The sequence below is a fragment of the Microlunatus sp. YIM B11417 genome (assembly GCF_059617205.1).
In genome coordinates this window covers 1,998,318-2,017,200 of the sequence record NZ_JCAMPJ010000001.1, presented here as the reverse complement: position 1 = coordinate 2,017,200, position 18,883 = coordinate 1,998,318, and the positions used below count along the sequence as shown (strand labels likewise).

General features: G+C 71.9%; 17 protein-coding genes. 6 read left to right on the top strand and 11 right to left on the bottom strand.

Annotated features, from left to right (window positions below):
• Positions 1 to 51: 51 nt before the first annotated feature.
• The 5 genes from AC6CCG_RS09995 to mraZ form a co-directional block, all read right to left on the bottom strand.
• Positions 52 to 1,608 (bottom strand): UDP-N-acetylmuramoyl-L-alanyl-D-glutamate--2,6-diaminopimelate ligase, encoded by a 1,557-nt coding sequence (locus AC6CCG_RS09995; RefSeq protein ID WP_496654348.1) that lies wholly within the window; start codon positions 1,606 to 1,608, stop codon positions 52 to 54.
• 62 nt (positions 1,609 to 1,670) lie between these two features.
• Positions 1,671 to 3,590 carry a peptidoglycan D,D-transpeptidase FtsI family protein gene (locus AC6CCG_RS09990; RefSeq protein ID WP_496654347.1) on the bottom strand — a complete coding sequence of 640 codons (1,920 nt, stop codon included), beginning with the start codon at positions 3,588 to 3,590 and terminating at the stop codon, positions 1,671 to 1,673.
• Positions 3,590 to 4,189: a cell division protein FtsL gene (gene ftsL, locus AC6CCG_RS09985; protein WP_496654346.1), complete on the bottom strand. Its 600-nt coding sequence runs from the start codon at positions 4,187 to 4,189 to the stop codon at positions 3,590 to 3,592. Before ftsL ends, AC6CCG_RS09990 begins: the two co-directional genes overlap by 1 nt.
• Before the next feature lie 64 nt (positions 4,190 to 4,253).
• The gene (gene rsmH / locus AC6CCG_RS09980; RefSeq protein WP_496654345.1) at positions 4,254 to 5,261 is read right to left on the bottom strand and encodes a 16S rRNA (cytosine(1402)-N(4))-methyltransferase RsmH; all 1,008 of its coding nucleotides are present in this window, start codon (positions 5,259 to 5,261) and stop codon (positions 4,254 to 4,256) included.
• Between the two features lie 244 nt (positions 5,262 to 5,505).
• A complete protein-coding gene (gene mraZ / locus AC6CCG_RS09975; RefSeq protein WP_496654344.1) occupies positions 5,506 to 5,934 on the bottom strand; it encodes a division/cell wall cluster transcriptional repressor MraZ in 429 nt (142 codons plus the stop codon).
• 1,098 nt (positions 5,935 to 7,032) lie between these two features.
• Between mraZ and AC6CCG_RS09970 the strand changes: the two genes are divergently transcribed.
• From AC6CCG_RS09970 to AC6CCG_RS09955, 4 genes are all read left to right on the top strand, one after another.
• Complete coding sequence (locus AC6CCG_RS09970) at positions 7,033 to 8,019, top strand: AAA family ATPase (RefSeq protein WP_496654410.1); 987 nt, start codon at positions 7,033 to 7,035, stop codon at positions 8,017 to 8,019.
• Between the two features lie 9 nt (positions 8,020 to 8,028).
• Positions 8,029 to 9,291: a DUF58 domain-containing protein gene (locus AC6CCG_RS09965; protein WP_496654343.1), complete on the top strand. Its 1,263-nt coding sequence runs from the start codon at positions 8,029 to 8,031 to the stop codon at positions 9,289 to 9,291.
• Positions 9,291 to 11,522 carry a transglutaminaseTgpA domain-containing protein gene (locus AC6CCG_RS09960; RefSeq protein WP_496654342.1) on the top strand — a complete coding sequence of 744 codons (2,232 nt, stop codon included), beginning with the start codon at positions 9,291 to 9,293 and terminating at the stop codon, positions 11,520 to 11,522. The genes AC6CCG_RS09965 and AC6CCG_RS09960 overlap by 1 nt, the downstream gene beginning before the upstream one ends.
• Positions 11,523 to 11,701: 179 nt before the next feature.
• Positions 11,702 to 12,097: a histone-like nucleoid-structuring protein Lsr2 gene (locus tag AC6CCG_RS09955; RefSeq protein WP_496654341.1), complete on the top strand. Its 396-nt coding sequence runs from the start codon at positions 11,702 to 11,704 to the stop codon at positions 12,095 to 12,097.
• Between the two features lie 89 nt (positions 12,098 to 12,186).
• Here AC6CCG_RS09955 and AC6CCG_RS09950 read toward each other — a convergent pair whose 3' ends face one another.
• From AC6CCG_RS09950 to AC6CCG_RS09925, 6 genes are all read right to left on the bottom strand, one after another.
• Entirely contained in the window at positions 12,187 to 12,582 is a 396-nt protein-coding gene (locus AC6CCG_RS09950) for an SCO2097 family morphological protein (protein WP_377497994.1), read from the bottom strand.
• 263 nt (positions 12,583 to 12,845) lie between these two features.
• Positions 12,846 to 14,072, bottom strand: coding sequence for a DNA polymerase IV (gene dinB, locus AC6CCG_RS09945; protein WP_496654340.1), 1,227 nt, complete (start codon positions 14,070 to 14,072; stop codon positions 12,846 to 12,848).
• Between the two features lie 37 nt (positions 14,073 to 14,109).
• A complete protein-coding gene (locus AC6CCG_RS09940; RefSeq protein ID WP_496654339.1) occupies positions 14,110 to 14,841 on the bottom strand; it encodes a methyltransferase domain-containing protein in 732 nt (243 codons plus the stop codon).
• A gap of 108 nt (positions 14,842 to 14,949) precedes the next feature.
• Complete coding sequence (locus AC6CCG_RS09935; RefSeq protein ID WP_496654338.1) at positions 14,950 to 15,432, bottom strand: SAV_6107 family HEPN domain-containing protein; 483 nt, start codon at positions 15,430 to 15,432, stop codon at positions 14,950 to 14,952.
• Positions 15,433 to 15,688: 256 nt separating this feature from the next.
• Positions 15,689 to 16,420: a PIG-L deacetylase family protein gene (locus AC6CCG_RS09930; protein ID WP_496654337.1), complete on the bottom strand. Its 732-nt coding sequence runs from the start codon at positions 16,418 to 16,420 to the stop codon at positions 15,689 to 15,691.
• Positions 16,421 to 16,429: 9 nt separating this feature from the next.
• Positions 16,430 to 16,822, bottom strand: coding sequence for a winged helix-turn-helix transcriptional regulator (locus AC6CCG_RS09925; protein WP_179757453.1), 393 nt, complete (start codon positions 16,820 to 16,822; stop codon positions 16,430 to 16,432).
• 74 nt (positions 16,823 to 16,896) lie between these two features.
• On the opposite strand from AC6CCG_RS09925, the gene AC6CCG_RS09920 reads away from it, so the two are divergent.
• The gene (locus tag AC6CCG_RS09920; protein WP_496654336.1) at positions 16,897 to 17,520 is read left to right on the top strand and encodes a malonic semialdehyde reductase; all 624 of its coding nucleotides are present in this window, start codon (positions 16,897 to 16,899) and stop codon (positions 17,518 to 17,520) included.
• Positions 17,521 to 17,558: 38 nt separating this feature from the next.
• A complete protein-coding gene (locus AC6CCG_RS09915) occupies positions 17,559 to 18,869 on the top strand; it encodes an FAD-dependent oxidoreductase (RefSeq protein WP_496654335.1) in 1,311 nt (436 codons plus the stop codon).
• Positions 18,870 to 18,883 lie beyond the last annotated feature (14 nt).

The following is an 18,883-nucleotide window of genomic DNA, read 5'->3' as shown; positions in this document are numbered from 1 at the left end:
AATTCCCTCTCCCCGCTCCCGTAAGAGCATGCCTCCCCGCCCCGTCGGGATTCAGCAGCGCGCTTCCTGCCGCTGCCACTCCTCCACCGCCACCGTTGCGTCGTCGAACGGCAGGATCTCGGTCCCCACCTGCTGCCCCTGTTCGTGGCCCTTGCCCAGGATCGCCACCACGTCTCCCGACCGGGCCAACCGTAGTGCGGTCGCGATCGCGGCCCGACGGTCCCCTCCGTCGATCACCGTGGTGCGACCGGTCCGGGCCCGCTCGGTCGCGGTCGCGCCGGCCAGCGCCGCGGCCCGGATCGCGGCCGGGTCCTCGGTCCGCGGATTGTCGTCGGTGATCACCACCAGGTCGGCCCGCTCGGCCGCGGCGGCGCCCATCGGCCCGCGCTTGTCCGGGTCCCGGTCGCCGCCGCAGCCCACGACCACGATCCGCCGCCCTGCGGGCAGGGCGTCGATCGCGGCCCCGACGGCCTGCGGGGTGTGCGCGAAGTCCACGTACACCGCGGGTGCGTCGTCGCCCAGCGGGACCCGCTCCATCCGGCCCGGGACCGTCGCGGCGGCCAGGCCGGCCAGCGCCGCCGGCAGGTCGAGATCGGACTCCGCCGCCAGCGTCTGCAGAACGGCGAGCGCGGTCAGCCCGTTCGCCACGTTGAAGTCGCCCGGCAGGCTCAGCCCGAACCCGCACTCGCCGGCCGGGGTCCGCGCCGTGATCATGGTCTGCCCCGCCGTGCCCCGGACGGCCAGGGCGGCGTAGTCGGTGTCCGGGCCGGCGCCGATCGTCCGGACGGCGAGGCCGGCCGTCCGGGCCCGCTCGATCAGCTCGCGGCCGCGCGGGTCGTCGGCGTTGATCACGCAGGTCCGGGCCCGCTCGGGCGTGAACAGCTTGGCCTTCGCCTCGAAGTAGTCCTCCAGCGTGGCGTGGAAGTCGAGGTGGTCCCGGCCGAGGTTGGTGAAGGCCGCGACGTCGAACCGGATCGGGTCGGTCCGGCCCTGGTCCAGCGCGTGCGAGGTGACCTCCATGATCACCGTGTCGGCACCGCGCTCGGCCATCGCGGCCAGCAGCCCCTGCAGTTCCGGTGCCTCGGGTGTGGTGACGGTGGTCCGCGCCGACGGCAGCGCGACGCCGTCCAGCCGGAAGCCGATCGTGCCGATGGTGCCGACCGTGCGGCCGGCCGCCCGCAGCGCCGACTCGAGCAGTGAGCAGGTGGTGGTCTTCCCGTTCGTCCCGGTCACCGCGATCATGGTCAGCCGCTCGGCCGGCTCGCCGTAGACCCGGGCCGCGAGCGTGCCGAGACCGGCCCGCGGGTCGTCCAGGACGGCCACCGGCACGCCGACGGCCTCGTCGATCAGCTCCCGGCCGGCCGGGTCGGTGACGATCGCCACCGCCCCTGCCGCGACCACGTCGGCGGCGAACCGGGCGCCGTGGGCCAGCCGGCCCGGCAGTGCCACGAACAGGTCGCCCGGCCTGATCAGCCGCGAGTTCAGGCTGACCCCGCGCAACACCGGGTCACCGCCCGCGGTCGTACCGAACAGGTCGGAGAGCCGCAGCGGGGCGGCCAACTGAGTGGGTCGCGGCACCCCCGAGCCGCTGGGCTGATCGGATTTCACGAGAAGAAGCTATCGAGTCGATGCCCGCGCAACGAACTGAGACTGAGCACGGCCCGCCCCGCTCACCACTTGATCTTCTCCTTCTTCGGCCGTTCGGTGCTCGGCGGGACGCCGTACCGCGGCAGCGCGAGCTGCATGATGTCGACCGCCGCCGGCGCCGCGCCGGTGGTGCCGGTGTCGCTGTTGGTCGGGTTGTCGACCACGACGTACGTGAGCAGTTCCGGGTCGTCGATCGGCGCCGCCGACACGTAGGACACCGTGTAGCCGCGGTAGCAGCCGCAGTCCGGGTCGTAGCGCTGCGCCGTGCCGGTCTTGCCGCCGCTGGAGTAGTCGTCCAGGGCGAGCTCGTCGGCGCCGTGGTCGACGACGGCCTGCATCAGGTCGCGGATCTGGTCCGAGGTGCTGGACGAGACGACCCGGCGCGGATCCTGCTTCGGCAGCTCGACCGGCTTGCCGTCCTGGTCGGTGGCGCTCTTGATCACCGACGGCTGGTTGTAGACGCCGTCGTTGAGCAGCGCCGCGATCGCCGCAGCCTCCTGGATCGCGGTGACCGAGAGTCCCTGACCGAACGAGATCTGGTCCCGGGTGTAGTCCTTCATGTCGGCCGGCGGCAGGTGCCCGTTCGCCTCGCCGGGCAGCCCGATCCCGGTCTTGGTGCCGAGCCCGAACGAGGCGAGGTAGGCGCGCAACCGGGAGGTCTCCAACTGCCGGGCCAGCATGATCGTGCCGATGTTCGACGACTTCGCGATCACGCCGCGCATCAGCAGGTTGATCTCACCGTGCGAGAACGCGTCCTTCACCGTCCCGTCGCCGGACTCGAGCAGCTCCGGGATGGTCAGCTTGGTGTCCGGGTTGGCCACGCCGGCGTCGATCAGCGCCGCGGCGGTGAGCAGCTTCTCCACACTGCCCGGTTCGTACGCGGCCGAGACGGCCCGGTTGCCGAGATCGTCCGGGTCGGCGGAGCCCGGCTTGGACGCGTCGTAGCCGGGGTAGTTGGCCATCGCCAGGACCTCGCCGGTCTTGATGTTCATCGTGATCGCGGTGCCGGTCTCGCCGCCGGCCTTGCGTACCTGCTCCTCCAGGCGACGCTCGGCCATCCACTGCAGCTCGGCGTCCAGGGTGAGCTGGTAGTCGACCCCGTCGACGGCCGGATTGATCTTGCTCTCGCCGAGCGGGATCCGGCTGCCGTTCGGCGCCATCTCGAAGGTCTCCTGGCCCTCGACACCGGCCAGCTTCCCGTTCAGCGAACGTTCCAGGCCGGCCACCCCCTCGCCCTCGCCGTTGACGAAGCCGACCACGCCCGCGGCCACGTTCTGGCCCGGGTAGACCCGGATCGGGTCGCTCTCCCGGAAGACGCCGTACAGCTTCAGTTCGGTGAGTTCGGCGGCCAAGGCCAGGTACGTCGTCGCCGGGACCTTCTTGGCCAGATAGACGAAGCGGGTGTCCGGCTTGTTCAGCCGCTCCAGCAGCGTGGCCCGGTCCAGCTCGAGATGCTTCAAGATCACGGCGGCGAACTTGGCCGCCCGCTCCGGGTCCTTGGTGGTGTTCCGGGTCAGCGTCGGGTCGGCCGTCACCGCGACCGCGGGCTGGGTGGTCGCCAGGACTTGGCCGTTCCGGTCGACCAGGTCGCCCCGGGTCGGCAGCAGCGGCAGCTTGGCGGTGAACTGATCACCGTCGGCGGCGTACGCGGCGGAGTCGAACCCCTGCAGCTGCAGCAGCCGGCCGCCGCACAGCGACAGCGCGATCGCCATCGCGACCAGCACCACCCGGAGCCGGCGCGGCGAGTTGCCCAGCGGCACCCTGCGGACCGGCTTGTGGACCTTCTTCTTCGCGGCGCGGGCGGAGTTCCGGGCCGAGGTACGGGCCGCGCTCGCGGCCAGCTTCCTCTCGGCCTGCGGGCGCAGCCGGCGACTCGACGTCCCCGCTGCCTTCCGCGGGGCGGGTCGGGTCGGCCGGGGCTGCCGGCGGCGATCGTCGGCCATCAGCGGTTCGCCTCCTGATCCCGCTCCTGTTCCTGCTGCTGCTTCCGCTGCTGTTCCTCGACCTTCTTCTTCTGCTGCTCGAGCTCCCGGCGCTGCCGCTCCTCGGCCTCGGCGCGCTTCTTGGCCTGCTTGGCCGCCTTCTTCGCCGCCTTCTCGGCCTTCTCCGCCGCCAGTTCCTCGGGGGTCTTCACCACGATGCCGGGCAGTTCGTCTCCGTCGACCCGTTTCTTGTCGCCCTGCAGCTCGCCGCCGGGCACCCGCAGGATCACCGGGTACGGATTCGGCCGCAGACCGAGCGCCGACGCGCGGCGGGCCAGCTCCTGGGGCGCGGCCGCCTTGTCCAGTTCGATCTCCAGTTCGGCCTGCCGGTAGGCCAGCTCGGACTCCTGGCGCTGCAGGGCCCGGGTCTCGAACGCGTTACCCTGCAGCGACGTGTTGAGCATGAGCAGGCCGGCCAGGCCGATCCCGAGCAGCCCGATCAGGACCACCAGGAACGGCATCGGGGCCAGTCGCGGCGGCGGGTCGGGGACGCTGCGCAGCCGCTTCCTCCGGCCGGCCTCCTCCTCCGGCTCCCCCGCCGGTGCCAGTAGCGCGCTCATTCGGGGTCCCCTCGGTGTAGTTCGGAGGAGCGCAGCGGGGGAGAACTACGCCGTGGGGTGATTCTCACGCCGCTTCCCCCTCGCCGCTCGTGTCGGTCTCCTGCGCCGCCGCGCCGATCTTCATCGCGGCCCGCAGCCGCGCCGACGCCGCCCGCGGGTTCTCGGCGATCTCGTCCTCGCCGGGCCGTTCCGCTCCCCGGGTCAGCAGGGTCAGCTCGGGCCGCAGCTCGGGCGGCACCACCGGCAGCCCGCGCGGGGCCCGGTCCGCGGCTCCGGCCGCGAAGGTGCGCTTGACCAGGCGGTCCTCCAGCGAGTGGTACGCCAGCACGGCGATCCGGCCGCCCGCGGCGAGCGCCTCGATGGCGGCCGGCAGCGCCGACTCCAGCGCGGCCAGCTCGGCGTTCACCTCGATCCGGAGCGCCTGGAAGGTCCGCTTCGCCGGATGTCCGCCGGTCTTGGCCGACTTCGCCGGGATCGCCTGTTGCAGCAGGGCCACCAGCCGGGCCGAGTTGGCGAACGGCTCCTTGGCCCGCTCGGCGACGATCCGCCGCGCGATCCGGTCGGCGAACCGTTCCTCGCCGTACACGCGCAGGATCCGGGTCAGTTCCGAGACGTCGTAGGAGTTCAGCACCGCCGCCGCGGTGAGCGGCTGACCCTGGTCCATCCGCATGTCCAGCGGCGCGTCGACGGCGTACGCGAAGCCGCGGTCGGTCCGGTCGATCTGCAGCGACGACAGCCCGAGGTCGAACAGTACGGCCCGGACCGAGCTCACGCCGGCGTCGGCCAGGACCCGCGGCAGCTCGTCGTACACGGCTTGGACCAGGTGCACCCGGCCGGCGTGCCGGCGAAGGCGTACGGTCGCTTCGGCGAGGGCGTCGGCGTCGCGGTCCAGCCCGATCAGCCGGGCGGCCGGGCAGGCGTCCAGCAACGCGCCGGAGTGGCCGCCGAGACCGGTGGTGCAGTCGACCACGATCGGCTCGGGGTCGGCGTCGGTGGGTTCCAGGGCCGGGGCGAGCAGGTCGACGATGCGGCCCAGCAGGACCGGGACGTGGCGCGGCTCGTCGGTCGTCATCGGCGTCCGATCCCGTACCGCTTCATCTCGACCCCCACCCTTGTTGCCGGTGTCCCGCTGCAGGACGACGGAAATGCGCGGCTCGTGCCGTCAGGTTTCAACCCGAGATCCGCGGGAAGTGCTACCTGGCGCCGGGGAAGGTGCGCCAGGGAGCCGGATCGCGGGTTGAAGCCTGGGGGCACGAGCCTGCTGCTCCATTCCGTCGTCCCTCTTCAGTTGTGTTCCACCCGGGCGGTTCGCGGTCCTACAGGCCCGGGAAGACCTCGTCGTTCATCTCGGCGAAGGCGGTCTCCTGTTCGTCCGAGTAGGACTGCCAGGCGGCCGCGTCCCAGACCTCGACCCGGTTCATCGCTCCCACCACGACGCAGTCCTTGTCCAGGCCTGCGTAGGCCCGCAGGTGCGGCGGGATGGTGATCCGGCCTTGCTTGTCCGGGGTCTCGTCCGAGGCTCCGGAGGCCAGCATCCGTTGGTAGTCCCGCACCTGCTTGCTGCTGGAGGGGGCGTTCCTCAGGGCTTGGGTCTGCTCGACGAACGTCGCGACGGGCCAGATCGCGAGGCATCGATCCTGCGCTCTCGTGATCACCAGTCCCTCCGCAAGTTCGTCTCGAAACTTCGCCGGGAGGATCAGTCGGCCCTTCTCGTCGAGTTTCGGAGTGTGGGTCCCGAGAAACACGGTCCGCACCTCCTGGCTCCACAATCAGCCCGATCCGCTCCACTTTCCGCCACCATACTCCACTTTGCCCCACTTGGCACCCCAATCCACCCCAAACCCTCCCCCAGAGGGGTCCGAAGCGGCTTTTCGACGCGCTGAGGAGCGGTGCGGAAGATCCGGCGAACACCGGCGCGCCGGAGTGACCGCGACCGTGTCCCGGGTGGCGCCGAGAGGATCTGGATGGGCCGCCCGACGTCGAGCGGGCCAGCCGGCTCTTCGCCCACACCGAACGCGGTCATTGCCACCCCAGCGCCCGGCGGTCGCCGTCGTTGAGTGGGCGAGGCGGCCCGGCGTTCCTGCTCCAGGCCGCAACCGGAGCCAACCGGCTCTCCGCGGGTGCTCCTGAACCGCTGCCCGGAGGCGGAACGCCGGGGGGTCAGGTCAGCACGCATGAAGCTGCCCAGGCCTCGGGCGCGACCGCCTCAGGCCCGCACCCTCCGGAGGTGGAGCCGGCATCGCCCGCGACGCCCCCATCTGTGCCCGCTCCCCCGTCGAGTGTGACGAAACCGACCGGTGAGATCGATTTCAGGAGGGCGCAGCGTCACACTCGGCGAGCCTCGGCGCGGTGCCCCGGCGGGGCTCAGGGTGGGGAACGCGGCGGGCCGGGGTCACGACGTGCGGCTGCGAGTACGCGACCGAGAGCGCGGCGGCCGGCGCAGTGCGCGCGGTCCGGGTCCGGCCCATTTGCCTCGAGGACCGCCCGACCCGGCGTCGGGCTGCGGCAAGGCGGACGACGGGGCGAGGACCGCGCGCTTCCCGGGCTGCGGGCGAGACACTCGGCGGCACGCGGGCAGGGATGCGAGAATTCGGAGTGAACGCGGGAGCCGAGCGGAGTGTTCGGCCGGTGTTGGCCAGGGCGTAACAATCGCGCCCTCGGCCACCACCGACTGGAATCACCGCGTAGGGTCTTCGTGGGAACTTCTCCCATCGACGAGTGGTGCCGATGAGACGGTTCAGGCTGTCGAGCACGGCCCGACCAGGGACACGGAGGACAGGGTGACCTTGAGCTACGCCAGAACCGGGGACGGTTCGTATTCCCTCACCGACGTGGTCCAGGTGATGGGAGACGTACGCCAAGCGATCGAGGGCATCATCGAGGGCAAGCGCAGCGTCATCGACCTCGCCCTGGTGGTCCTCCTCGCCGAGGGCCACCTCCTGGTCGAGGACGTACCGGGCGTCGGCAAGACCATGCTGGCCAAGGCGCTCGGCCGGTCGATCGACTGCACGGTGCGCCGGGTGCAGTTCACCCCCGACCTGCTGCCGTCCGACATCACCGGCGTCTCCGTGTTCAACCAGGAGACCCGCGACTTCGAGTTCAAGCCGGGCGGCATCTTCGCCAACATCGTCGTCGGCGACGAGATCAACCGGGCCTCGCCGAAGACCCAGTCGGCCCTGCTGGAGTCGATGGAGGAACGGCAGGTCAGCGTCGACGGGACGACGTACCTGCTGGAGGCCCCGTTCATGGTGGTGGCCACCCAGAACCCGATCGAGATGGAGGGCACCTATCCCCTCCCCGAGGCGCAGCGGGACCGGTTCATGGCCCGGATCCAGATGGGCTACCCGACGCCGAACGCCGAGCTGGACATGCTCGACGCGCACGGCTCCTCGGACCCGCTGGCCGACCTCCGCCCGGTCACCGATGCGGCGACCATCCGCGGACTGATCGCGGCCGTCAAGGCCGTGTACGTGTCGCAGGCCGTGAAGCAGTACATCGTCGCGGTGGTCAACGCCACCCGGCAGTCGCGGGACCTGCGGATCGGCGCCTCGCCGCGGGCCAGCCTGCAACTGCTCCGGGCCAGCCGCGCCTTCGCCGCGCTGTCCGGCCGGGACTACGTGACGCCCGACGACGTCGGCGCCCTGGCCGGCTCGGTGCTCGCCCACCGGGTGCTGCCGTCGACCGACGCACAGCTGGCCCGGCGGACCGTCGCCGACATCATCGCCGCGGCCGTCGCCTCGGTGCACATCCCGGACCGCAACCCGGCCGACGCCCCGAACCGGGCCGACCGGCGCCGCGACCGGCAGGGCCAGCCGGCCCGCCAGGCCTGACCGCCGGCCATGCACCGCTTCTGGCAGCTACTCACCGGTCGCGGCCGGATCTTCGCCGTCTTCGGCCTGATCGTCACGATCGTCGGCATGGTCAGCGACCAGCGCGACATCATGCGGCTCGGCCTGCTGCTGCTCGTCCTGCCGATCCTGGCCGCCGTCCTGGTCGCCCGGACCCGGCTCCGGCTGTCCTGCGAGCGGTCGGTCGAGCCGGCCCAGGTGCCGCTCGGTTCGCCGATGCGCGGCCGGATCGTGCTCGGCCAGCAGGGCCGGCTGCCGATCGGGATCCTGATGCTCGAGGACGCGGTGCCGCGGGAGCTGGGCAACCGGCCGCGGTTCCTGATCGACCGGGCCACTCTCAACTGGCGCCGCGAGGTGGAGTACCCGCTGCTCGGCCGGGTCCGCGGCCGCTTCCGTACCGGACCGCTGATGGTGCGCACCACCGATCCGTTCGGGCTGGTCCGGATGGATCGCCAGTTCGTCGCCACCTCCGAGGTGATGGTGACGCCCGAGATCGTTCCGCTGCCGACGCTGCGGGCGGCCGGTGGGGCCGGCAGCACCGGTGAGGCGCAGCCGCACCGGATCGGCGTGGTCGGTGCCGACGACGCGCTGATCCGGGAGTACCGGCAGGGCGACGACGTCCGCCGGGTGCACTGGCGCTCGACCGCCCGGCGGGACCAGCTGATGGTCCGCCGCGAGGAGCAGGCCTGGGACCCGAGCGCGAGCATCCTGCTCGACTCCCGGGAGTCGGCGCACGCCGGCCGCGGCATGCACAACTCGATCGAGTGGGCGATCTCGGCCGCCGGTTCGGTGGCCACCCACTTCCTCGATTCCGGCTTCAGCGTGGAGATCTTCGACGCCGGCGGCCCGCTGCACATCAGCGGCGCGCTCGGCCAGCACAGTTCGGCCAGTCGGCAGCTGGTCGTCGAGCGGCTGACCGACCTGCGGCCGCGGAGCACCCGGACCCTGCACTACGCGGTCGAGTCGGCCAACGCCGACCGGCCCGGCCAGCTGATCGTGGCGATCCTGGGCCGGCTCACCCCGGCCGACGCCGAGGTGCTGCTCCGGGTCCGGGGCAGCCGGGCGCGCGGCCTGGCGATCATGCTCGACGTGGCCTCCTTCGCCGGTGAGGAGGACGACGAACGGCAGCGCGACGCCACCGACCTGGCCCAGAAGGTGCTCTTGGACAACCAGTGGCGGGTCGTCCGGGCCGACCGGACCACCACCGTCGGCGATGCCTGGACCCGGCTGGACGAGCTGAGCCGGGTGGCCTGATGCGCGACACCGACCGCAGCACCGTCGCCGTCACGATCGCCGTTCTATTGGCGTCGCTGACGATCCGGCCGCTCACCTCCGACGGCCGCTACCTGGTCCTCGGCTGGCTGCTGGTGCTGACCCTCGGCCTGGTCACGCTGCTGCTGCGGCGGGCCCGGCTCGGGCCGACCACGGTGTTCCTGATCCAGGTCGCGGTGCTGATCCTCGGGCTCGGCATGCTGACCTGGTCGATGTCGGATCCCGGCAGCGGTTCCTGGTACGACAGCCTGCTCGAACTGTGGCGATCAGGGATCGCGCACATGCAGTCCCAGACCTCGCCGATGCAGCCCAACGACGGCGTCACCCTGATCTTCGTCACCGCGGTCGGCATCGTCATGGTGCTGACCGACCTGCTGGTGGTGGGCGTCGGCCGGCCGGGCTGGGCCTTCGCACCGCCGACCGCGCTCTACCTGGTGCCGGCCCTCGGCCTGGCCAAGGACGCCTCGATCCTCAGCTTCGGCCTGGTCGCGGTCGGCTACCTGGCGATCCTCATCGCCGACGGACTGAACTCCAATGCCCGCTGGACCCGCGGCCTGTCCCACGACTCGTCGGAGACGATGGGCGCTGCCGCCCCGGTGGTCTGGCGGGCGGCCGGCTACCTGGCGGTGCCGGCGCTGGTGATCACTGTGGTCGTGTCGCTGATCATGCCGACCCTGGCGCTGTCCGGCTTCGGCATCGGCAATGGCTCCGGCGGCAACGGGCCGCTGCAGTTGGGCGACCCGACGCTCGACCTGAGGCGGAACCTGACCCAGGCCGACGAGCGGCCGGTGCTGCGCTACCGGTCGACCCAGGACGACCGGGCCTCGGGGACGTACCTGCGGCTGACCACGCTCCCCCAGTTCGGCAACGCCGGCTGGTCCCCGGTCCAGATCCAGGTCACGCCGGGCAACCGGCTCGGCCAGATCCCCGGCGTCACCACGGAGCCGCGCGGGCAGCGGACCACCGACGTCACGGTCAGCCAGGGCTTCGAGTCGGAGTACCTGCCGGCGCCGTACGCCCCGCGCAACTTCAGCGCCGACGGGTCCTGGGGCTTCGACCCGGGCGCGCTGTCGATCCTGGCCATGGGCAACGAGGACGTCCGGCGCCGACAGATCGCCGGGTTGTCGTACCGGGTGCAGAGCATCGACATCGAACCGACCGCCGAACAGCTGTCCCTGGCCGCGGCCGGCACGCCGCAGGACTCGGCGATCACGACGGCGGTGCCGGACGACCTGCCGCAGAGCCTGATCGACCTGACCAACCAGGTCACCGAGGATTCGACGACGGCGTTCGAGCGGGCGATCGCGATCCAGTCGTTCCTGCGCAGTGACGCCTTCGAGTACGACACCCGGCCGCTGCCCGGCAGCGGCTACCAGGCGCTGGAGAACTTCCTGCTCACCGACCGCCGCGGCTACTGCGAACAGTTCGCCGGCGCGATGGCGATGATGGCCCGGGTGGCCAACATCCCGTCCCGGGTGACCATCGGGTTCCTGCCCGGCCAGCGCAACAGCGACGGCAGCTACACCGTCACCAACCACAAGATGCACGCCTGGCCCGAGCTCTACTTCTCCGGCTACGGGTGGGTACGGTTCGAGCCGACCCCGGCCAGCCAGGCGGGCACCGTGCCGGACTGGTCGGTGCCGCCGTCGGAGAACGGCAACTCCCCCGAGCCGACCTCGGCGCCGACCCAGCAGTCGACCGACACGCCGACCGAACCGACTGCCGGCCCGACCGACGCGCCCACCGAGACCCCGACCGACCCGAACCAGACCGCGGCCGACCCGTGGCAGGCGCTGCTGGCGACCGGGATCGGGCTCCTCGTGCTCGCCGTGCTGGCCGCCCCGGCCACGCTCCGGATCCGGCGCCGCGCCAGCCGGCTCAGCCCGCACCAGGACGGCCGACAACGAGTGGAGGGCGCCTGGCAGGAGATCCGGGACACGATGATCGACCTCGGCGGGCGCTGGCCGGACGGCTCGCCGCGCCGGATCGGAGACGCGGTCGCGAATCGCCTGGACCGCAGCCAGGCCGACGAAATGACCAGTGTGGCCGTGCTCGTCGAACGTTCCCGCTATGCCCCGACCGCACCCGACGGTGAACTCGACGAATTGCCGGAAATCACCCGGAACGTGCGGGCCGGACTGGCCGAACCGCAAAGCCGATGGCGGCGATTCCTGGCCTTTTGGCTGCCCCGTTCATTGTTCCGTCGTCGTTAGGAAACCCGGCCCGGCGCCATGCTCGGTGCCCGATCTGCCCGCAAAACAAGGGAAATCCTGACCCGACGTGCGACCGCGGTCTTGTCCCGATCCGCAATACTGGACGGCGGTCGACGCCGGTGAAATACTGCGAAAACCGAGTCGACGGGCGAATTCGTACGGAATCGGAAGGCGGTTCAATGGCGCGCAGGATCGAAATCACCCTCGAAGACGATCTCGACGGGAGCCGGGCCGATGAAACCGTCAACTTCGCGCTCGACGGCGTCGACTATGCGATCGATCTCTCGGCCGAGCACGCCGCCCAGTTGCGGGGCGTCCTGGAGCCGTACGCGGAGAAGGCGCGCCGCCACGGCGCCCCCAACGGTGGCGGGTCTGCAACGTTCGTGACCGAGCTTCCGCCGGCGAACGCGACGCTGCGGGCCTGGGCCCAGTCGAACGGCCACAAGGTGCCCGACCGGGGCCGGATCCCGGCCGCGGTGCGCCGGGCTTACGCGGCCGCCCAGGACTCCGCGCCCGATCCGGCCGACCGGCCCGAGACCGACTTCGCGGTCACCGTCGAATCCGAGAGCGCCTGACGCGTCCGCTCCCACACCGACACGGGCGGGAACATGAACGAGGCTCGTTCTTCAACTGAAGAACGAGCCTCGGGGACAATCGGCTCCGGTCAGAAACCCTCGTCGCGCCGGCGACGCCAGCGCTCCTCCATCTTGTCCATGAAGTTGCGGGTGCTGTCCGGGCCGGACGGTTGAGACGCGCGTTGCCGCTCCGCGCCGGTCCGATGATCCGGGCCGGAACCCACGTGCTGCCACGCATAGATCGCCGTCACTGCGGCGGCGACCATCACCACGAAACCGAGCACACTGAGGAACAGGTAGGTCGACATTCCCGCGATCAGGAGTGCCAATCCGGCAAAGAACCCAACCCCGGCGAGCGCTGCCCGTCGACGATGGACCCGTCGCGGACCCGTCCCGCGCATGGTGTTCACCAGCTTCGGGTCTTCCGCGGCGAGGGCGGCTTCCATCTGTTCGAGGAGCCGCTGCTCTTCCTCTGAGAGGGCCACGTGGCCACCTCCGGCTTTCCATGCGCCAACGGCGCTGCTTGCGGTCCTCACACCCTGTCTGGCGTGATTCCTTGACCCTAGTCTAGGCCCACCCCTTGCCCAGGAAAACCCACCACCTGACGCTCCGGTGGTGCCCTGATCTGCGGTACGGGAAAGGCCCGACTCCGACACTACCGCCGGGCGGCTCAAACCGCACCCACCCGGAACGACGACTCGCCAACCCGGGCCCCGAGAACGTGAGAAACCCCACGCCGGGACCGCGATCACTTGGGCTGGTGGGCGCGCCGATCGTGGTCCGTCTGGCCCGGGGTGCCCATCGCGGCGACCCAGTTCCGCGGGGCGGCCAGGACGGCACGCTGGACGGCCTTCGGACCGAATCTTCCGACGGCGGCGTCGACGGCACGCTCGGCCTCGCGCCAGCCGAACTCCGGGTCGTCGAGGAAGGGCTGCCGCTCGGCCCGTTCGGCCGGGACCAGGCCGCCGACCTTGATGCCGACCCGCCGGATCCGGGCCTGGTCCAGCCCGAGCCGGTCCAGCAGGGCGAGCGCCGCCGCGTAGATCTCGTCGGTCACGTCGGTCGGCGTCGCCAGCGTGGACGACCGGGTCAGGGTGCGGAAGTCGGCGAACCGGATCGACATCGTCACCGTGCGGCCGAGATAACCGGCCCGCCGCATCCGGCGCGCCGTCTTCGCGGCCATCCGCAGCAGCTCGCGCCGGACCACGGTGGGATCCTCGGTGTCGGAGCCGAACGTCTCCTGGGAGCCGACGCCGCGTTCCGGCACCGCCGGCACGACCCGGGTCCGGTCCCGGCCCCAGGCGAGCTCGACCAGCTGGTGCGACAGGTGCGGGCCGAACGTCTGCCGGAGCGCGCCGGGCGGGGTGCGCGCCAGGTCGGCGATGGTACGGATGCCGAGCCGGTGCAGCTTCTCCGCGGTCGGCGGGCCGACGCCGAACATCGCGTCCACCGGCATCGGGTGCAGGAAGTCGGCCACCCGCGCCGGCGGCACCTCGATCAGCCCGTCCGGCTTGGCCGCCCGGGAGGCCATCTTGGCGACGAACTTGGACGGCCCGATGCCGACCGAGCAGGTGATCTGCTGCTCGTCGCAGACCATCGCCCGGACGTACTCCCCGATCGCGTACGGCGAGCTGAACCGGTGCCGCGCCCCGGCGAGATCGAGGTAGGCCTCGTCGATCGACGCCGCCTCCACGATCGGCGTGACGGTCTGGAAGACGGCCACGATCCCCTTCGCCACCGACGAGAAGTCGTCGTAGGTCGGGTCGATGAAGTTGAGCGTCGGGCAGAGCCGCTTGGCCCGGCCGGACGGCATGCCGGACCGGATCCCGTACGCCCGCGCCTCGTAGTTGGCCGACAGCACCACGCCCCGCGGATAGCCGCCGACGACCACCGGGCTGCCGCGCAGTTCAGGGCGCCGCCGCATCGAGACCGAGGCGAAGAACGCGTCCATGTCGACGTGGAGGATCACCGCCATCGGCGATCACCGCCGGACCTCGGGGCGGGCGGCCGGGTCAGTCCGCGCGGCGCGCCGAGACGTGCAGGGACGGCGCGATGGGCCGGAACGCGGGGTCGGTGCTCAGGTCGGTCTCCAGCGCGAGCAGCTCCGCGTACGCCCCCGCCGCCGACTCCACCACCGCTTCGGCGACGTGGTCCGCCGCCGCGCCGAGCCCGTGCTCGGCGACGACCTCCAGGCCGGCCTGCCGGACCAGTTCCAGCGTCGAGGCATGATCGAACCGACTGCGGTCCGCCAGCACCTCCCGGGCCAGGGCGATGTGCCCGGCAAGGGCGTGCGAGAGCACCAGGGCGTGCCGCTGCGGCACCAGCAGGCTGAGTCTGCCGCCGGGCCGGAGCACCCGGGCCACCTCGGTCAGCGCGTCGGCCGGGTTGTCCACGACGTCCAGGACCCGATGGCACAGGACCAGGTCGACGGTGCCGGGAGCGACCAGGTCGGCCAGCGTGCCGGCGTCGCCCTGCAGCCCGCTGATCCGGTCGGCCAGGCCCAGTTCCGCGGTCCGGCGCTCCAGCGAGGCCAGCGCGTCCGGACTGGGGTCGATGACGGTGACCCGGTGGCCGCGTTCGGCCAGCGCGGTCGCCACGCCGCCGGTTCCGCCGCCCAGGTCGACCACGGTCCGCGCCCCCTCGCCGTCCAGTTCGGCGAGCTGGGCGTCGAGGATCTGCAGCAGCAGCGCCTGGGTCACCGGCAGGCGGCGCTTGGCGCGGTGCGTCGTGGCGCGGGTCGCCATGCCGCCCTCCTTCCGCCGAAACACTCGGCAGCCTCGTGGTGGGAGGAAGCCTAGTGCCGACGACCCGGCGACCGCCGGGCGGCCGCACCCGCCGCGCCGAGCCGATGATCATGACCGGTCCCGTGCCGACGGCTCCGGGCCGAGCCGGGTGTACACCTGCTGGTAGAACAGACCGGCGTCGCGCAGCAGATCGGCCGCCTCCCGCTCGCTGACGATCGAGGTCGCGCCGGACCGGACGGCTTCCCGTTTGCCTTCGGTGGCGGCGAAGAAGGCCGCCCACTCCGCGTACTCCGGTGCGACCGCCGCGACCAGGGACCAGAGGTGACTCGGGAACCGCACCTGGGCCGAGCGCAGCCGGACGATCAGCGCCCCGGTCCGCAGCGCCGCCAGGTGTGCCGCGAGATAGCGCTCGCTCGGCCGGCCGGCCAGCTCGGCCTCCAGCAGGGTGCCCTCGATCCGGTGCAGGTCGGACCGCAGCGCGGCCGGAAGTCGATCATGGTCGGCGCGCGGGAAGGAGCCCGACAGCACGGGCTGGCCGGGCAGAGTGCGTTCGGTCGGGTCGGAGACGAGGGCGGTCGCAGGCAGGGGCATGTCAGGGGTTCCTGTTTCGGGGCGCAGTTCGGGAGCAGGGAGGCTCGACCCGGGTGAGTGGCGGCCTTGGCGTGGACGGGGGTCGAGTCCATCCACGCCAAGGCGAGCCAGAGCGCGTGCCGCGAACACGGCGCTGTGCCGAACTCGCGTACGCGATCCTTCCCCAAGTATCGATATCGAACGCGTGTTCGAACAAGGATCAATCTACACCCGGGCACTGACAGTCCGTCAAGGACCGAACCAGGAGACCTTCGGATCAGCCGCCGAAGGCGAGCGAGTAGACCTCGAACGGCGCCGCGAACGTGGTGCCCAGCCGGGCCCCGGCCGGCCGTGAGAACCCCTCCAGGAACTCCTCGGGATCGAACTCCCAGCCCAGCCCGTCGATGTAGGCCGCATGCGCCTTGAGCGAGGCGACGCCGCGCTCGAAGGTCGCCGTGGTGTCCACGGCGTGCTCGGCCTCCGGCGAGCCCGAGGCCAGCACCTGGCGTACCCCGCCCCAGGGCTCCAGCCCGTCGGTCAGCTGGTCGGCGAAGATCCACCGGTTGCCGGCGTCCCGGGCCGCATCCAGCACCGCGCGGCCGGTGGCGATGTGGTCGGCCTGGTTGAGCGCCCGGCCGCCCCAGGTATCCCGGAAGTTCGCCGTGATCACGACCTCCGGCCGATGCTGGCGGATCGTCCGGCAGATGGCCGCCCGGAGGCCGATCCCGTACTCCAGAATCCCGTCCGGCAGCCCCAGGAACTCGACGGTCTCCACACCGACGATGCGGGCCGACTCGATCTGCTCGGCCTCCCGGACCCGCCGGCATTCGTCCGGCGTCATCGAGTCGATGCCGGCCTCGCCGCTGGTCACCATGACATAGGAGAGGTGCTTGCCCTGGTCGGTCCAGCGCGCGATCGCGGCCGCCGCACCGAATTCGAGATCATCCGGATGCGCCACCACGCCGAGTCCGCGCTGCCACTCTTCGTCGACCGGTTCGAGGTCTGCCATGGCGGCAGGCTACTCGGCGGCTGCCCGGGCCGTCCCGCGTTTCCGGGTCGCAGCCTGGCACCGCTCGTCCGTCAGGTGCTGCCGGGACCACACCATCAGTTCCTCCAGCGCGGGCAGCAGCGCCTCGCCGGCAGCCGTCAGCCGGTAGCCCACGGTGACCGGCGGGCCTTCCCGCACCGTGCGCTGCACGAGCCCGGCACCGGACAGCTCGGAGAGCCGATCGGACAACACGGAGTCACTGATCCCGGGAATCGCCCGGCGCAACTCGGCGAAGCCGGCCGCGCCACCCATCAGGGTGCCCAGCAGGACCCCGTTCCAGCGCTTGCCGAGGAACTGGAAGGCGCGCGCCAACGCCTCGTCGCAACCGTGTTCCTCGTGAGGGATCTCACCTGTCGGCGCCATGTCAGCCACTGTACCCGGCGGACTATCATTCCCGGTGGTACTTGTAATTTCCTAGTGACTTGGAGATAACTATCATGACCGAGCTGCTGACCGACCCGGCGACCACCGGACGGCTCGACGACGCCGCGCTGGAGAAGCTGTTCACCGGCGCGCACACGATCAACGCGTTCGCCCCGACCCCGGTCACCGACGATCAGCTCGCCGAGATCTGGAACCTGGCCCGGTGGGCACCCACCGCGGTCAACATCCAGCCGCTGCGGTTGGTCTACGTACAGTCCCGGGAGGCGCGGGAACGGCTGGTCCGGCACCTGCACGAGGGCAACCGGGCCAAGACCCTGGCCGCGCCGGCCGTCGCCCTGCTCGCGGTCGACAACGGCTTCCACGAGCACATCCCGCGGGTCGCCCCGTTCCGGGCCGAGCTGCGTCACGAACTGGCCGAGAACCCGCCGGTACGGGAGCAGCTGGGCCGCTTCAACGGCGCGCTGCAGGCGGGCTACTTCATCCTGGCCGTCCGCGCGGTCGGCCTCGGCGCCGGCCCGATGGGCGGCTTCGACGCGGTCGGACTGGACGCCGAGTTCTTCCCGGACGGCGGCTGGACCTCCACGCTGGTGGTCAACATCGGCCACCCCGAGAACTCCGACGCCTGGTACCCGCGGCTGCCGCGGCTCGAGCACGACGAGGTGGTCCGCTGGACCTGACGGCGGAGGCCCGGGACGGGCTCTGATAGGACGGTGCCATGCCAGCCGGGCCGGACGCCGACTTCGACGTGATCGTGATCGGAGCGACCATCGCGGGGCTCGCCGCGGCGGCCCGACTGGCCAAGGCGGGACACCGGGTCGCCCTGGTCAGCGACGGCCTGCCGGTGGGCGGGACCTGGGCCGGCCGCCCACTGGACGATCCGTCCGGCCCGGTGGTGGACGACGCCCCGGCGGTGCTCACCCTGCCGGCGGCCTGGCGGGACCTGTTCCGCAAGAGCGGCCGGCCGCTGGACGCCGAACTGGCCCGGACCGGCTGGGAGCTGGCGCCGGCACCACCGGCACTGCACCGGTTCCCGGACGGCAGCGAGCTCCGGTTGCCGACCGACCGCGGCGAACAGTACGCGGCACTCTCCGAGACGTACGGCAGCGCGGCGGCGGACCGCTGGCGGGATCTGCTCGATGATCTTGACGAGGTCTGGCAGACCCTCCGGCCGCTGGGGCTGGAGTCGGAGCTGCACGGACGGTTCCAACTGACCCGGCGGGTCGAGACGATCTTGAGGAGCAGGCTCGGCCTGGACCGCCTGGCCGACCGGCAGGGACATCCCGCACTGACTGCCCTGGTCCGCGATGTCGCTTATCTGCAAGGGTCCGTGCCGAGCTCCACCCCGGCCCACAGCGCGGTCGACCTGGCCGTCCTGCGCCGCTTCGGACGCTGGACGATGCGCCGCACCGACGGCACCGAGACGGGACGCACCTCGGCCCTGGTCGAGGCTCTGACAGGCCGGCTGACGACCCGCCGGGTGACCATGATCGACGGCGAGGCGACCAAGATCATGATCGACTCCGGCCGGGCGGCGGGCGTGATCACCGGGACCGGCCCGGTCCGCGCGGCCGCGGTGATCAGCACGGTGGACCCGCCCCGGCTCCTTGATCAACTCCTGGCCGGCGTCGACCTGCCGCTGCAGCGGGCCACGCTGGCCCGGCTGCGGCCGGCCCTGGCCCCGACCGTCACCGCGACCCGGCTGCCGGGACCGGTGACCGGCCAACTCACCGAGTCCGTCGAGCACCGGGCCGGCGCCGGGCCGCTCGTCACGGTGGTCCGGCCGGCCGGCGACACCATGGTCGAGCTCAGCTACGACTACGCCCGGCCCCGCCCGGACTGGAGCCGCGGCCTGGCCTGGCAGGGCTTCGGCAGCTGGCTGGTCCGGCCGCCGATCCGGGGCCCGCTGCCCCGGCTCTACCAGGCAGGCCCGTTCTCCGCGGCCGGACCGGGCCTGTCCCAGACCCTGCTGTCCGGCGCCCTCGCCTCGTACGCCTGTCATGACGACCTGACGTCGGATCGTTTGTAGACTGGAGTGTTTCG

What these genes read in the sequence shown, in the direction of transcription:
- AC6CCG_RS09965 (WP_496654343.1), top strand. Translation starts at nt 8,029, where the DNA reads ATGCACCGCTTCTGGCAGCTACTCACCGGTCGCGGCCGGATCTTCGCC.
- AC6CCG_RS09925 (WP_179757453.1), bottom strand. Translation starts at nt 16,822, where the DNA reads ATGGCGCCGACAGGTGAGATCCCTCACGAGGAACACGGTTGCGACGAG.
- AC6CCG_RS09920 (WP_496654336.1), top strand. Translation starts at nt 16,897, where the DNA reads ATGACCGAGCTGCTGACCGACCCGGCGACCACCGGACGGCTCGACGAC.
- ftsL (WP_496654346.1), bottom strand. Translation starts at nt 4,189, where the DNA reads ATGAGCGCGCTACTGGCACCGGCGGGGGAGCCGGAGGAGGAGGCCGGC.
- rsmH (WP_496654345.1), bottom strand. Translation starts at nt 5,261, where the DNA reads ATGACGACCGACGAGCCGCGCCACGTCCCGGTCCTGCTGGGCCGCATC.
- AC6CCG_RS09940 (WP_496654339.1), bottom strand. Translation starts at nt 14,841, where the DNA reads ATGGCGACCCGCGCCACGACGCACCGCGCCAAGCGCCGCCTGCCGGTG.
- dinB (WP_496654340.1), bottom strand. Translation starts at nt 14,072, where the DNA reads ATGGCGGTGATCCTCCACGTCGACATGGACGCGTTCTTCGCCTCGGTC.
- AC6CCG_RS09955 (WP_496654341.1), top strand. Translation starts at nt 11,702, where the DNA reads ATGGCGCGCAGGATCGAAATCACCCTCGAAGACGATCTCGACGGGAGC.
- AC6CCG_RS09990 (WP_496654347.1), bottom strand. Translation starts at nt 3,590, where the DNA reads ATGGCCGACGATCGCCGCCGGCAGCCCCGGCCGACCCGACCCGCCCCG.
- AC6CCG_RS09935 (WP_496654338.1), bottom strand. Translation starts at nt 15,432, where the DNA reads ATGCCCCTGCCTGCGACCGCCCTCGTCTCCGACCCGACCGAACGCACT.
- AC6CCG_RS09970 (WP_496654410.1), top strand. Translation starts at nt 7,033, where the DNA reads ATGGGAGACGTACGCCAAGCGATCGAGGGCATCATCGAGGGCAAGCGC.
- AC6CCG_RS09930 (WP_496654337.1), bottom strand. Translation starts at nt 16,420, where the DNA reads ATGGCAGACCTCGAACCGGTCGACGAAGAGTGGCAGCGCGGACTCGGC.
- AC6CCG_RS09960 (WP_496654342.1), top strand. Translation starts at nt 9,291, where the DNA reads ATGCGCGACACCGACCGCAGCACCGTCGCCGTCACGATCGCCGTTCTA.
- AC6CCG_RS09915 (WP_496654335.1), top strand. Translation starts at nt 17,559, where the DNA reads ATGCCAGCCGGGCCGGACGCCGACTTCGACGTGATCGTGATCGGAGCG.